The sequence below is a fragment of the Maricurvus nonylphenolicus genome, assembly GCF_042854845.1.
GTDB classification, from domain to species: Bacteria; Pseudomonadota; Gammaproteobacteria; order Pseudomonadales; family Cellvibrionaceae; genus Maricurvus; species Maricurvus nonylphenolicus.
Map to the genome: position 1 here is coordinate 1,587,394 of NZ_AP031498.1, position 12,896 is coordinate 1,600,289.

General features: G+C 46.2%; 12 protein-coding genes. 5 read left to right on the forward strand and 7 right to left on the reverse strand.

Annotated elements, in window-relative coordinates:
* Window positions 1-3: 3 nt before the first annotated feature.
* The 3 genes from ACGHZ6_RS06730 to ACGHZ6_RS06740 all read right to left on the reverse strand — a co-directional run bounded on the left by ACGHZ6_RS06730 (window position 4) and on the right by ACGHZ6_RS06740 (window position 1,955).
* The gene (locus tag ACGHZ6_RS06730; protein WP_390618066.1) at window positions 4-555 is read right to left on the reverse strand and encodes a VOC family protein; all 552 of its coding nucleotides are present in this window, start codon (window positions 553-555) and stop codon (window positions 4-6) included.
* A complete protein-coding gene (locus ACGHZ6_RS06735) occupies window positions 552-1,325 on the reverse strand; it encodes a VOC family protein (RefSeq protein WP_390618067.1) in 774 nt (257 codons plus the stop codon). Before ACGHZ6_RS06735 ends, ACGHZ6_RS06730 begins: the two co-directional genes overlap by 4 nt.
* 156 nt (window positions 1,326-1,481) lie before the next feature.
* A complete protein-coding gene (locus ACGHZ6_RS06740) occupies window positions 1,482-1,955 on the reverse strand; it encodes a MarR family winged helix-turn-helix transcriptional regulator (RefSeq protein WP_390618068.1) in 474 nt (157 codons plus the stop codon).
* 127 nt (window positions 1,956-2,082) lie between these two features.
* Between ACGHZ6_RS06740 and ACGHZ6_RS06745 the strand changes: the two genes are divergently transcribed.
* Window positions 2,083-3,279 (forward strand): FAD-dependent monooxygenase, encoded by a 1,197-nt coding sequence (locus ACGHZ6_RS06745; protein ID WP_390618069.1) that lies wholly within the window; start codon window positions 2,083-2,085, stop codon window positions 3,277-3,279.
* Window positions 3,280-3,502: 223 nt separating this feature from the next.
* On the opposite strand, the gene ACGHZ6_RS06750 is transcribed toward ACGHZ6_RS06745, so the two are convergent.
* Window positions 3,503-4,534, reverse strand: coding sequence for a helix-turn-helix domain-containing protein (locus ACGHZ6_RS06750; RefSeq protein WP_390618070.1), 1,032 nt, complete (start codon window positions 4,532-4,534; stop codon window positions 3,503-3,505).
* Window positions 4,535-4,870: 336 nt separating this feature from the next.
* Between ACGHZ6_RS06750 and ACGHZ6_RS06755 the strand changes: the two genes are divergently transcribed.
* Entirely contained in the window at window positions 4,871-7,177 is a 2,307-nt protein-coding gene (locus ACGHZ6_RS06755) for a TonB-dependent receptor (protein ID WP_390618071.1), read from the forward strand.
* A gap of 47 nt (window positions 7,178-7,224) precedes the next feature.
* Here ACGHZ6_RS06755 and ACGHZ6_RS06760 read toward each other — a convergent pair whose 3' ends face one another.
* Window positions 7,225-8,250, reverse strand: a complete 1,026-nt coding sequence (locus ACGHZ6_RS06760) for a helix-turn-helix domain-containing protein (protein WP_390618072.1) — start codon at window positions 8,248-8,250, stop codon at window positions 7,225-7,227.
* 142 nt (window positions 8,251-8,392) lie between these two features.
* Here ACGHZ6_RS06760 and ACGHZ6_RS06765 point away from each other — a divergent pair, with 142 nt between their 5' ends.
* From ACGHZ6_RS06765 to ACGHZ6_RS06775, 3 genes are all read left to right on the forward strand, one after another.
* Window positions 8,393-9,517 carry an NmrA family NAD(P)-binding protein gene (locus ACGHZ6_RS06765; RefSeq protein ID WP_390618073.1) on the forward strand — a complete coding sequence of 375 codons (1,125 nt, stop codon included), beginning with the start codon at window positions 8,393-8,395 and terminating at the stop codon, window positions 9,515-9,517.
* 13 nt (window positions 9,518-9,530) lie between these two features.
* Window positions 9,531-10,064, forward strand: a complete 534-nt coding sequence (locus tag ACGHZ6_RS06770; protein ID WP_390618074.1) for a hypothetical protein — start codon at window positions 9,531-9,533, stop codon at window positions 10,062-10,064.
* A gap of 321 nt (window positions 10,065-10,385) precedes the next feature.
* Window positions 10,386-10,937 carry a cytochrome b gene (locus tag ACGHZ6_RS06775; RefSeq protein WP_390618075.1) on the forward strand — a complete coding sequence of 184 codons (552 nt, stop codon included), beginning with the start codon at window positions 10,386-10,388 and terminating at the stop codon, window positions 10,935-10,937.
* 32 nt (window positions 10,938-10,969) lie between these two features.
* On the opposite strand, the gene ACGHZ6_RS06780 is transcribed toward ACGHZ6_RS06775, so the two are convergent.
* Both ACGHZ6_RS06780 and ACGHZ6_RS06785 read right to left on the reverse strand, forming a co-directional pair.
* Window positions 10,970-11,719 (reverse strand): hypothetical protein, encoded by a 750-nt coding sequence (locus tag ACGHZ6_RS06780; protein WP_390618076.1) that lies wholly within the window; start codon window positions 11,717-11,719, stop codon window positions 10,970-10,972.
* Window positions 11,720-11,789: 70 nt separating this feature from the next.
* A complete protein-coding gene (locus tag ACGHZ6_RS06785) occupies window positions 11,790-12,797 on the reverse strand; it encodes an AraC family transcriptional regulator (RefSeq protein ID WP_390618077.1) in 1,008 nt (335 codons plus the stop codon).
* Between the last annotated feature and the right edge of the window lie 99 nt (window positions 12,798-12,896).

A 12,896-nucleotide genomic window follows, 5' to 3' on the forward strand; every position in this document is an offset into this window, starting at 1 on the left:
GAACTATCGACCTAACTTTATCATTTCTTCAGCGGATAGGCCGATCGCTTCGGCAACGTTTGGATCGATCCATTGAGTCATATCGTCAGTGGTGAGTGTGGCGACTTCCAATGCCAAACTGTCTGGCCCCAGGAAATAGATCGATTGGCAGAATCCGTGGTCCATCGGGCCGACACAGTGTACACCGCGTGAGCGGATTCTATCCCTAATGGCAAGAAGATCTTCAATGGAATCGACATTCAGCGCTGTATGCTGAACCGTGCCTGTAGTAGTTGCATCACCCGGGTTTTCGGAGTGAGTTACCCCCAATTCAACTTCGCTCGGTGTTCTCAGGGTACACAGGAACGAAATCATGGCGTGCTCATTAAGCTTCAGCATGGCACGCACTGAACTTTCAGTTTTATCTGCCCAGCGAATAGAAACCAGTGGCATACCCAATACATCGGAAAAGTATTCCAGCTGGGGTTTAAGATCGCGGGTATTGAACTCCAAATGGCTAAAGTTATTAGGACTTAGGCTATTCGTCTTAAGGACATCGGAAGCAGGCATATTCATGACTTTCTCCACAGGCTGGTAATTGAATGGGCGACCATCAGGGAGGCAAGTCTCATTTTGGCAATAAAGGTTCCCAAGCGGAAACGTGGTTGCTTCTTAGTGGGAGGGATATGGTCTTGCGTTGCCGCAAACAGGACTTTGTCAGACGCTGCTACCATGGTTTTATAGGTCGCTGGTGGATAGTTCATACGGTAACCCGCATCTTTACCGTAGGGCATATTTGGTACGGGGGACGCAGGACTTGTATAAGCAGCTGGGGACTTCATCCTGTTAAGCTCCTCACTGTTAATGCCTACGGCTTGTGCTGCTTCCAAGTCGAACAACTCTTCCTCAGGGTAGGATTCCTGGCAAGTCACCTGCAGCAAAATACCATCCGGGCCCGGTAGTTCTATCGAGGTAAGCAAGCCATCAGTCTCAAGCTCTGAACACTGGATGCCTTTGGCTCGAATACTTTTTTGCAATATTTCCAGGTCGTTAATGCTATCCACATTGAATGATAAGTGGTGCATAGTGCCCTTGGTGCTAACGCCCTTGATTGATCCTGGGTGAGTTTTGCCGACTTCAATAGTCGGGCTGACTTGCGGGTTATATACAAACGCCAGCAATGAGGTGTCATTAACTTTCAGAAAGCCGTGGACCGTATCTTTAACACCGTGCATCCAGTACAGAGCCTGCAATGGGAAACCGAGAGCGTTGTTGAAATATAAAAGTGTCTCGCGCATATCCGAGGTGGATATAGCCAGGTGATTAATTCCGTTTGGATGCTGCATGCTAGCCTTCAGATTATCTATAAAAGTTTCTATAAAAAGTTCTATAAAAGTTATGCAGATTACTGCAGTTATAGATATCTACTGTAACAAGTGCGAGTTTAATCACCCTTGTTATTATTTGACAGGTGGCAGTGATAAGCGGACGACTATTGTCCGCTAGGTGGGTCCAAGTGCTAACTTTATCAGAGATGTTAGCTGTTCAATTTGTTCGGGATTCAGGTTTTTTAATACTTTTTTGTTTACAGCCGGCACTTCTGCATTGCAGATATCCACAATGTCTTGGCCTTGAGGGGTGATATTCAGACACCAGCGTCGACCATCGTTGGGATCACGCGTGCGAGTTAGCAGGTTCGCCTTTTCTAGCGATTTGACTAATGTGGCTGTCGTAGAGCGATCCATCGAGCAAGCATAGGCCAAACTGATTTGGTCGCTGCCCGGAAAGCGGGACAGAAAGGTAAGCATCAATAACTGTGGAGGTGTTACTTCCATGGGAGCATTGGCTAACCAGCCAGAATTAAAGGCCTGATGTAAACGACGTGTTAAGTGGCCAATGATAGCATCGGCGGGCGCTTGTTCGGTGAGCTCATGAAGTAGTGCTTGCTGTTCCTTGCTTAGGGGGCTGTCAGTCATGGGCTAGGGTTCTTGGTTTCGAGGCGCTTATTCTAAAACAATCGTTGCTATTTTGAAAACTCGTCAGTATGCTGATCAATATGATCAGTATACTGATTAGTTTTGTAGGCATACAGAGAATGAGAATATGGACAGTAAAACAGTGTTAATTGCCGGGGCAGGCATTGGCGGTTTAACCGCAGCGCTTAGCCTTATGCAGGCGGGGCACAAGGTAAAAGTGTTCGAGCAGGCCCCCGAGCTCAGTGAAGTGGGGGCCGGGATTCAGTTAAGTGCCAATGCTACCAAAGTGTTAAAGGCTATCGGGGTACTGGACGAGGTGAAATTACGCGCGGTTGCTCCCAAAAGAGTCGAGACGCGTTTGTATGATAGCGGTGAAAAGATATTCGCTGCTCCCCAGGGGCTGGTTCACCGATTGGCTTTTGGTGCGCCTTACTTGCATATCCATCGTGCTGATCTTCATACGGTTTTGGCTGAACATTTGCAGAAGCAATCGCCTGGCGCTGTGCTGTTGAATGCCGGTGTTAAGGGTTTTAGTGAAGATGCATCGGGTGTGACTTTGGAGCTTACTGATGGACGTAGTTATCAAGGCGATATGTTAATTGGTGCTGATGGGGTTAAATCGGTGATCCGCGAACAAATTCACGGTAAAGAAGAGCCTAATTGGACAGGTAATCTGGCTTGGCGTGGGGTAGTGCTGGCATCACGTTTACCCAAAGATTTTATGGATCGTCAGGTGACGGTGTTTGTCGGCCCAGGTAAGCATTTTGTGGTTTATTACCTGCGTAATCAGGAACTGGTCAATTTTGTGGGTGTGGTAGAGGATGATCCTGACTGGCGAGAAGAATCCTGGACATTAAAAGCCCCTTGGGATGAGCTGAAAAAAGATTTTGCTGGCTGGCATCCTACAGTGCAAACACTGATCGATGCCATGGATAGAGATGAGTGTTATCGCTGGGCGCTTTACAACCGTTTACCCATTGAGAATTGGAGTACGCATAAAGCAACCTTGCTGGGTGATTCTGCCCATGCAACCTTGCCATTTTTTGCTCAAGGGGCTGCCATGGCGATTGAGGATGCCTGGGTGTTAAGGCGTAGCTTGAGCGAATGCTCTGATGTGAGCACTGCGCTACAGAAATACCAGGGTAATCGTATCGAAAGAACTGCACGTATTCAAAAGCGTTCAACTAAAAATGGCGAGCTGTTTCACCAGCAGGATATTAAGGCGTTGCGGGAATCTTTTACCAGTCGTACAGGGAAGCAAGAGGCTCGAGCAGAAATGAAATGGGTGTACAGTTATAACCCACTGAAAGTGGAGCTGTCCTGATCAGATAGGACAGTTATAGCCGATGTCATTATTTCACTGAAAACTGTCTTCTATTGATGAGCGCAAAATCAGTGAATCAATTACTCTACATCAAGAATCTTTCCGGATCAGTATTGGCTTCTCGCTAAGCCAATGACTACCACTCTCTCCCCTTTTTGCTTCGGTAAAGAGGTTTGCAGGGCTTGCCTTAGGGTAGGCCCTTTTTTATGTCATAACGATACGTTTATGCGTTAAAGTTGTTTTCTCTGTACTGCGATGGAGAGTATCCGGTCCAATTGCGAAATGCTTTACTGAAGTTGGAAGAATCCTTATAGGCCAGCAATGAAGCGATTTCGTCAATGGACAGTTTGGGTGCGGCAAGGTATTCAATAGCCAGCTCTTTTCTAACCTCTGAGACCACATCTTTGTAGTTGGTGCCAATGGTTTTCAGGCGTCGATTGAGGGTTCTGGAAGAGACATGAAAGTGCTCGGCAGCTTCTTCAATACCGGGAATATGGCCAGGCCTGCTTTTGATGATCTGTTTGATGGGATCGAGCAGTGAGTTCTGAGCATTATTGATCGTCTGTATCTGCTTTTCCAGATATTCCTCCGCCTGCTTGACCGCACTTGGGTTATTAAAGGGGGTGGGTCTGGTGGCGATGGCTATAGGAAACGATACCCGGTTAAACGGGCTGTTGAACTGTACATCGCCTGTGATCAGGCTTTTGTAGGGCTCACCGTTGTCGGTTGCGGCATGCTTTACTTGGTAGATAATTTGATTTGCCATATCAGGCGTCCACATACGTGATGCTGTGGCGAATATGCCCATGGGCACATCGACCATAAAGTTTTCCGTATCCTCCCAGGGAAGCTCTTCTTTGATATCAACATGGAGATAGTCATCATCAACATGAATATCCATCCTTACCGCTGCATTAAGTACAGGGGCGCAGCGCTTAACAAAGTGCATGCTTTCAATCAGATTAGGGCAGGCCAGGGCCCCAAGTCCCAGTAGGCCGCTACCGGTAGAGTTGAGGCGGCAGCCAAATTCAAGCCCAAACCCTGGGTCGCCGGTCAGGTGAAACGCGCGTTTGATCAGGTACAGGTATTGATAGTAAAAGATTTGGTTGCTGGGATCTTCGAGTATTTCAGATTTGATGGGTAATGCTTCAAAAATCTGCTGTTCGGAAAAGCCTTTCTCCTTCAGGTAATCCACGAGGATTGCCGGGTTGGCCGCCGATATCCTAATTTCTTTTACTTCCTTAGGAATGGTCATTATGTGGGACTCTCTCTAACAGGGCTTTGTCTTCCGGTGCTTTTATAGCGCTTTTATTGTTGTGGTTTGTTGTTCTTATATATAGCTCATTCCACGAGTGTATAACGATTTGTTGGTATATGACAATTCTGTACGTTGGCACGTATTTACCTATTTGGAGTTATCCCCTTCGGGCCGCTAATCACAGTTCGGTGTCGGCTAATCACGGGCGGCTCTACCCCCTCTTTGGTAGATTGTAAAAATAAGGTCGCCTTACCATTTCGAGAGATGAGTTCCTTACATGGTAAGCCTTATGTGTGTCCCACATTATAAAAAAGAACCACAAGGTGAAGAGCAATGAAATTACACAGACACTTTTTAGCGCAAGCTATTTCAGTAGCCTTAGCGTCGTCTACCGTTAGTGTTTATGCCGAAGAATCCTTTACGTTAGAAGAGATTGTTGTTACCGCACAGAAACGTGCCGAGAGTCTTCAGGATGTACCCATTTCTGTGAATGCGGTTTCCGGTGAGTTTATTCAAAACTCCGGTGTATCCAATCTGGAAGAAATGTCCGCTTATGTGCCTAACTTGAATATCAGTGACTCTCCAGGTACCAACCAGATTGTAATCCGTGGCCTGGGTTCTGGTGCGGGTAACAGTTCTTTTGAGCAATCTGTTGGTTTGTATGTTGATGGTGTTTATGCTGCCCGTGCACGTCAGTTCCAGGTTCCCTTTATGGATGTCGAGCGTGTAGAGGTATTGCGTGGCCCACAGGGGGTTCTGTTTGGTAAGAACAGTATTGCCGGTGCGGTCAGTGTGATTAGCGCTAAGCCCACTGAAGATTTCGAAGCAGAAATTACTGGTAAATACGAGATGGAATATGGCAGTCACGAAGTGGATGCGTTTGTGTCTGGTCAGCTTGCAGAAAACCTGTACGGTCGCCTGGCGGTTAAAACTGCCGGGGAAGAAGGTTATTTAGATAGCGAAGTGTTAGGTAAAGACTATCCTGAAGTTGAGACCGATGCAGTGAGAGCGGTACTGGTTTGGGATGCTTCTGAAGATACCGAAGTTACCCTTAAACTTGAGCATGCAGAGCTGGATGAGAAGGGTAATAACTTCCAGATTTCTGATATTGATTTAACAGCGCCTACTCCAGCGGGTCTGGCTGCGGGCCTTCATCTTGCTTACAAGGCTGCTATCACTGCTGGTCAGGAAGACTTTAAGCTGAATGACAAAGCATTTGCATCCTTGGCTCCTCGTTTATCACTGGAGTCTGACAATGTTGCGCTTCAGGTAAAGCATTCAATTGGCGAGTACGAATTAACGTATCTGGCTGGCTACTCGGAATATGAGTCGGATTCCGTTGGCGATTATGATTTTTCAACCGTTGACTACCTGGTAAGTCGTGGTGAAGAGGAGTACAAGCAGTCATCTCATGAAATTCGTTTGGCCTCACCTGTAGGTGAAACCTTTGAATATATGTTGGGCGCTTATTATATCGATCGGGATCTGGATAGGCCTCTCAGTGCAAGGGATGCTGATTTCTCTTTTGCGGGAGCACCTGGAGCAGCGTTAAACCATTCGCAATTTATTCAGTATGATGAGCAGGCCGATGCCTGGTCAGTATTCTTCCAGGGGACCTGGAATGTCACGGATACTGTTCGTGCGACATTGGGTGCTCGTTACAGTGAGGAAACTAAAGAGGCCCGTGGTACCCATACACTTACCGCTTTGGGAGATTACTCTACGGCAATTACAAACCCTGCTGTATTAATCCCATTGGCCGGTTTGGGTATTGCTAACAACAGTTTTGAAGGCAAGCGTACCGAAGAAAACCTTGATCCTACCTTTAATGTACAGTGGGACTTCAGTGGTGATGGCATGGCCTACCTGACCTGGACCAAAGCAACAAAAGCCGGTGGTTTCAATGCTTCTAATAATACCCCGAACCCAGATAATGTTGAGTTTGAAGAGGAAGAGGCTGAGAATATTGAGGTGGGTGTAAAGCTTGATTTACTCGATGGCCGTGCACGTTTAAATGCGGCTTACTTCAATACCAAGTTTGATGATCTGCAAGTGTCGTCCTTTGATGGTTCTAACTTTGTGACCGGTAATGCCGCAAAAGCCGTTTCTCAAGGTGTTGAGCTGGAGGCGACCTTGGCTGTAACCCCTGAGTGGACCATTGGCGGTAATATGGCCTGGTTGGACGCCGAATACGACGAGTTTGATGGCCCTTGTTCTACCAATGCCAATGAGTGGAATGCCAGTTGTGCAGCGTCAAGCGGCGCGGTTCAAGACCTGTCAGGTGCACAGTTGGAATTGGCTCCCGAGTGGAGCGGTACAGTATTTGCTGACTATAACTCCCCAATTGGTGATAACCTGATTTTCAGTGCTCGTGTGGATGCAAACTATTCCGATGGTTTCTACACTCAGCCAGATCAGGATAGCCACAACTACCAGGATGATTTCTGGAAGGTTAATCTGCGTTTGGCCCTAAGCAGTGCTGATGAACGCTGGACAGTGGCCCTGTTAGGCACTAACTTGACTGATGAGACCACCAAAAACTTCGGTGGTTCTACCTCTGTCTTGGCGGGTGGCTATTGGTCCAATACTGCGCCACCACGTCAGGTGGAGTTGTCAGCAACTTACCGCTTCGGTAAGTAATCAATCGCTGAACCTGCTAAAAACGGCCGCTTAATGCGGCCGTTTTTTTATTGTCTGTTGGATTTTCTAAAATTACTGGGCGATTGATTTGTCCAGTCTCGAAACGCCTTGCTGAAATTCGATGAATCCTTGTAGCCAAGTCGAGTTGCAATATCGATGATGGATACGTTTGATGAGGTTAACAGGTTGACTGCGATCTTTTTACGTACTTGAGTGAGTAACTGTTGGTAGCTTGTCCCTTCTTTTTTAAGGTGTCTCTCAAACGATTTCGCTGATAAATTAAATGTCTGCGCCAGATTTTCCATATTGGGAGGAGATTCTATATCTTCTTCCAAGATCACTTTTACTTGTTTGGATAGGCTGTTGGAGAGGTGTTGTAATGATCCCCGTTGTTTCTCCAAAACGGTTGTAGTGAATTTGACAGCACTGGGATTGTTGAAGCCGGTTTTTATATCCCCCGCCCGGAGGCTAAGGATTATCTCATTTCCCTCTTGCGAAGCAGTTACATGACCATACAAATGCCGCTGGTAAATCGAATGATTTGCAGGGGTGATGTGTTTAAGGTGGTAATGTATATGCGTTTGTGGCACAGCGTTTAATGCCTGCAGGCCCGATGACACAATTGCGAGAAAGGTGTCGATCATAAAGGTGCCTGTCCCATCCCAAGGCAGAGCTTCTACAATGGCAACGTGTAGTTGATTGTTTTTCTGGCTGTAATCGATTGTCAGTGCCGGATTGATAATGCAGCCGAACTCTTGAATTAATTGTAAAACTTCTATCGGACGGCTGCTGGCCAGGGACGCTAATCCAAGCTCACTCAACCCGGTAATGTTGATTCTGTTTCCAAATTGAAGACCCAGTTCGGGATTGGGGATGTGTTGCAGTGCAATAGCTATCAGGTGCTTGAAATCCCTGTAAGCTATGGTGCTATCTATGGTGTTGTCTCTGGCGTTGGTGAATTGTTTCGTGAACTCTGATATTTCAGATGTTTGCAGATGGCCTTCCTCAGCTAAAAAATCCAGTAACACATGGGCGTGCAGTGAGGAAAACTTGGTGTCTTCTGTCTCTTGCATCAGTGTTCCTCAATTTCATTATGTTTATAGTTTTAGGTTGTCTGATAATCACAGAAATATGTACTTTGCCAACCAGATTTAAATGGCTGGAAAGATATTCTATAGCCTTTATTACTCAGCTTAAAGTGAATAGGGGTTATCAATGTCTGACGCTAACTTTAGTGATCCGCTGGCTTCCATTTTGGTATTTGGTGCCTCAGGCCATGTGGGCAGCGGGGTCGCTGACCATATCTTAAAACACGCACCAGATATCAGACTTCGCTTAGCAACCAGTGATAATGCCAAACGAGTAGCCTTGCAGCAAAGGTATCCCCATGCGGAGGTATGTGTCTGTAGTTACTACGATCTTGAATCGTTAGTGACTGCATTCGATGGGGTAGAGGGGGTGTATATGATTACCCCGGACTTCACTAATGAGCAACTTGCCGTCTCTAATATCATTAACGCCGCCAAGGGTTCTGGCTCCATTCGCCATATCGTTAGGCTTATGGGGGACCCTCCAGGCATGACCTTGGATCGTGTGCCGGAGTTTTTGCGAAACTTTAACGGTGGAGCAAGTGCAGCTGTTGGCCATACGATCGCACGTCAGTTATTTGATGCCTCTGGGTTACCGGTTACCTACACGTCAGTGGCAGCTTACTTTATGGATGACCTGTCAGGTATTTGGCATGGTTCGGGAATCGTCAATGCGGATATTCTGGCAGAAGTGAAATGTCATCACATGCCCTATGTAGATCCTGCTGAGGTAGGGGAGGCTGCAGCAAGAATATTTTTACGCAGAAATCCACAGGACATTGGTGCGGATTATCTCCTTAATAATGGCATCGATTGCTGGGATTTTCACGATGTATCCAAAATTCTATCGGAAGAACTTGGTCGAAAAATCACTTATATCGAAGGAGAAAAGACGTATCGACAATGGATTGGTGTTGAATTGGATAAGAAGTTCGGCAAGGGGGCAGCCGATTTTATGATTGCCTACTTCCGTTGGGAAGACTCAGTCATGGCTGATATTGCCAAAGATGCTATGGGTGGCATCAAAGGTAAAGTGGCTGCCTGTATTCAGCTGAAAGGACCTCGCTGGTTGAAAGAACTACTGGTGAGGAAGCTGTGGGAATCCAAAGCGGAAGATGTGTATTACGATCATCTTGAGGTCATTTTACAGAGAAAACCAAAATCACTTCGTCAGTGGATAAAAGAAAATAAACACGCGCTAGAAAAGTCTTCAAATCACCAATCTACAGAGTATTCACTTAACGTTAACTAGAGGATATATAACAATGCAAAAACTCAAGCTCATGGTTGTACTGCTGGTGTCCATAATGGCGCTTAATGTACAGGCTGATAACCTTATCAAAGTTGAGCATTCGGTAATTATTCACCGCAGTCAGAATATAGTCTTTGATTTCGCGGCTAATTTACTCAATGATCCACTGTGGCGTGAGGAGGTCAATACCATGACCTCAGATGATGAATTTGGTCTGGGTGCAGTCTATCTAGAGGATTCCCATCTTGGGATAAGGCCACACTTTCTAACACAAGTAGAAATTACCTCACTGAATGCTCCTAAGCTTGTTGAGGCTACCACCACCTCCTCGAATCCGTATTACTTAAAAGTAACCCGCCATTTCGAAAGGTTTGGTTTGTTTTCTACCCTGTTCACCTACGAGCTGGAATTTGACCGTGCGATGGCTCAAGCCACCATGGGTGGTTTTACCTTGCCGGATAAGTTGGTGAGAGATTATTACACCGCTCGCATAGCCCAATATCAGGGAGTGTTGAAATTCTTGTTGGAAAGTGGCGTGGTAGAGTAAATATTGGCAGGTTTTCACTGTTAATATGTCTGAAAGTATCGATGTAATTTTCAGATGTGAGATTACAATCGAGTTTCTCTCTTTGAGGTGGAAATCTCTCATCCATTCCCGACTACTGGGAAGGTTCTCTGTACGGCTGGATAAACTGAGTTTGTCTGGCCATTTTTTTACATGCGATTATGTGTGTCAGGATATAACCTCTTGTTGTCTGGTAATAACCGATTAGGCCGGCATGAATACCCTCATAATGTTCACAAGATGTATTTGTGGGTGATTACCTGATAAATATAATTACATAAACCCTTGTCAGGAAGTTTGTATATGAAAGACAGTTATCAGTACGGTGGATTTGACAGATTTATTCACTGGTTAATGGCGTTAAATATTCTGGCCACACTTATTTTTTCTAAAGGCATGTCCCAGTTGCCGGGTGACCTAAAGATTATTGAATATGGTGACCACGGCATGTCCGTGACCACGATTCTAATTTGCCTGGTGATAAGAACCATCTGGCGAGCCAGCAAAGGCTTTCCTTCATTGCCCGAGGCTATGTCGGCTGTGCAGGTGTTGGCAGCCAAGGCTGTGCATTACCTGTTATATATCGCAATGTTTGCGCAGATTGTAATTGGTATTTTATTGGCCTCAACCACATCCCAGGACTTTGTGGCAGCAAATTACGGCATCAATTACTCCAGTTTTAACCTGATTGATGATAGCTATTATGAATTGTTGGTGTCACTGCATATTGCTGGTTACTGGTTGATTATTGGTTTGCTTGTGGTGCATATTGTGGCGGCATTAAAGCATCACTGGATCGACAAGGACCAGGTGTTGCGCAATATGCTGCCGTTTGTGAAACGTAATCAAGTCTAGGAGGTTTTTCAGAAGGCTTGTGGATGAAAGAGTTATTTATAACGCGTTGATAATTCCGCCGATTTATCGCTAATTTGACTGGCATATTCATCTGCCCTTGCTTTGCCCAAGCTGGCATGGGAGAAGCACATGTGAATTTGATAGTCTCCGACGGTGTATATAGGTTTAAAGCTGCCTAAACCCTGATTCTCCCAAAATTTGATAGTGGAAGGATTGGATAAAAGCAGCTGCGCTCTACCGCTGATCAGCATTTTTAATGCTTCTTTGGGGTTGCGGTGAGTGGAGGTGGCCATATTAGGTTGGAGTTTGTGAATGTCTCCGAGGCGTGTGAAGGCTACATGATAGTTAGCGAGTTCCAATAAATCCTGGGTTGGTTCAATATTGCTGTCTTTTAATGCATAAAAGTAAGCTTCGCTTACGCTGTAGGCTTTGGGGGAGCATGACACATTAGGGGAGTTGATTAGGTCTAAACCTTGAGAATAAATAAGAGGGCCGGCATCGATCATTCCCTTAACCATTTCAGCAGCCATGCGCACCAGATTTTTATAGGGCTTAATCTGTGAGCTTAAGCCTAGCGGCTCGAACAGTTCTTGCTGAATGCTGAGTTCATAGCCCTTGAGTTCACCTGTGGTTTCATCCTTGTATAACCAGGGAGGATTACCCAGTGGAAGGCCTACTCTGATTTCATTCGTTGGTGGCTCTGCCAGTGAATTCAGGTTAAAGCAAATACCGCATATAAGGATACACAGTAATATCAGTATGTTGGTTTTACGCCTTTTCATTATAAGCAGCCGGTAAACTTCATCTTCTGCGGAGAGCGTTTTATGAGTATAGGTTACAGATATAATGGAATTATAGTTTCCTGTAGGCCAAAGGCGTCAAGCCCGTCCACTTCTTAAACGCCCGAATAAACGTACTCGCTTCCGAAAATCCCAGCCGAAAGGCAATCTCCTCCACACTCTGCTGGCTTTGTTTGATGTAATAAATCGCCATGTCCCGTCGCGTGTCTTCTTTAAGCTTGTTAAACGAATAGCCATCAGCTTTTAAGCGCCGGCGCAGCGTTTGTTCGGTCAGGCCCATATAGTCTGCGGCTTCATTGAGTTGCGGCAGGCCGTTACCTTCACGGAACAGTTTTTCCATCCATAGTCGGGTTTTGATATAGGCTGATTTTGATTGCCTAGGCAGAGTCAAAATATAGGCGTGCGGGTTTCGGTATAGCTGCCTAAGTTCATCGGCGGTACGTTGGCAGGGGCGTTCGAGTATCTGCTTGCTGAAATGCAGTGCATTACGGCGCTGTCCGTAATGCACCGGGGCACCGTAATAGACAAACCGGTGCTCTTCACTGTGGGCCGGTTTTTCATAGCTTAGATCAACTCGCTCAATGGGTAGAAATTCATTGGCCAGCCAGCAGTGAATACGGTGGAAGGTAGTCAGCAGGGTGTCGGTGATATAGGTGACTTCAATGTCCTCGGCGATATCGCAGTTAAGGGCAATAAAGCCACCATTGTCGGTGAAGTTGCTGTAGGCCGACACACTGCTGTCCAGCCAGTTGGTGCCATCACGCCAGGTAGTCATGGATTCCTTCAGGTTTCTGCAGGCCAGGCAGGCTTGAGTTAGCAGGCGTAACTGGCCTATAGGGCTGGGTTTTTGGAGTAAGCCCACAGCTTCATCGCGCATGAGTTCTGTGAGTGCTTTAGATAGCTCAGCAAACGCTAATGTCGATATTCTTAACTTGGGGTTCTGCAGGATTTGGGGCGGTAATCCCTGCGCCAGGAGGATCTCTTCCGGGTTATAACCCTTCCTTATAGCCCCCTGTAACGAGGCTTTCACAAAGAAGGGGGATATGGTGGCTGCTTGCACGGCGGTTACCCAGTCATAGAAACATAATTGCCATAATAGCCTGGTTTGTCAGTTTATGCCTATTTTTTTGAGTGCCGAGGCCATGGTTGCCGGTTGGTT

What these genes read in the sequence shown, in the direction of transcription:
- ACGHZ6_RS06730 (WP_390618066.1), bottom strand. Translation starts at nt 555, where the DNA reads ATGAATATGCCTGCTTCCGATGTCCTTAAGACGAATAGCCTAAGTCCT.
- ACGHZ6_RS06735 (WP_390618067.1), bottom strand. Translation starts at nt 1,325, where the DNA reads ATGCAGCATCCAAACGGAATTAATCACCTGGCTATATCCACCTCGGAT.
- ACGHZ6_RS06740 (WP_390618068.1), bottom strand. Translation starts at nt 1,955, where the DNA reads ATGACTGACAGCCCCCTAAGCAAGGAACAGCAAGCACTACTTCATGAG.
- ACGHZ6_RS06745 (WP_390618069.1), top strand. Translation starts at nt 2,083, where the DNA reads ATGGACAGTAAAACAGTGTTAATTGCCGGGGCAGGCATTGGCGGTTTA.
- ACGHZ6_RS06750 (WP_390618070.1), bottom strand. Translation starts at nt 4,534, where the DNA reads ATGACCATTCCTAAGGAAGTAAAAGAAATTAGGATATCGGCGGCCAAC.
- ACGHZ6_RS06755 (WP_390618071.1), top strand. Translation starts at nt 4,871, where the DNA reads ATGAAATTACACAGACACTTTTTAGCGCAAGCTATTTCAGTAGCCTTA.
- ACGHZ6_RS06760 (WP_390618072.1), bottom strand. Translation starts at nt 8,250, where the DNA reads ATGCAAGAGACAGAAGACACCAAGTTTTCCTCACTGCACGCCCATGTG.
- ACGHZ6_RS06765 (WP_390618073.1), top strand. Translation starts at nt 8,393, where the DNA reads ATGTCTGACGCTAACTTTAGTGATCCGCTGGCTTCCATTTTGGTATTT.
- ACGHZ6_RS06770 (WP_390618074.1), top strand. Translation starts at nt 9,531, where the DNA reads ATGCAAAAACTCAAGCTCATGGTTGTACTGCTGGTGTCCATAATGGCG.
- ACGHZ6_RS06775 (WP_390618075.1), top strand. Translation starts at nt 10,386, where the DNA reads ATGAAAGACAGTTATCAGTACGGTGGATTTGACAGATTTATTCACTGG.
- ACGHZ6_RS06780 (WP_390618076.1), bottom strand. Translation starts at nt 11,719, where the DNA reads ATGAAAAGGCGTAAAACCAACATACTGATATTACTGTGTATCCTTATA.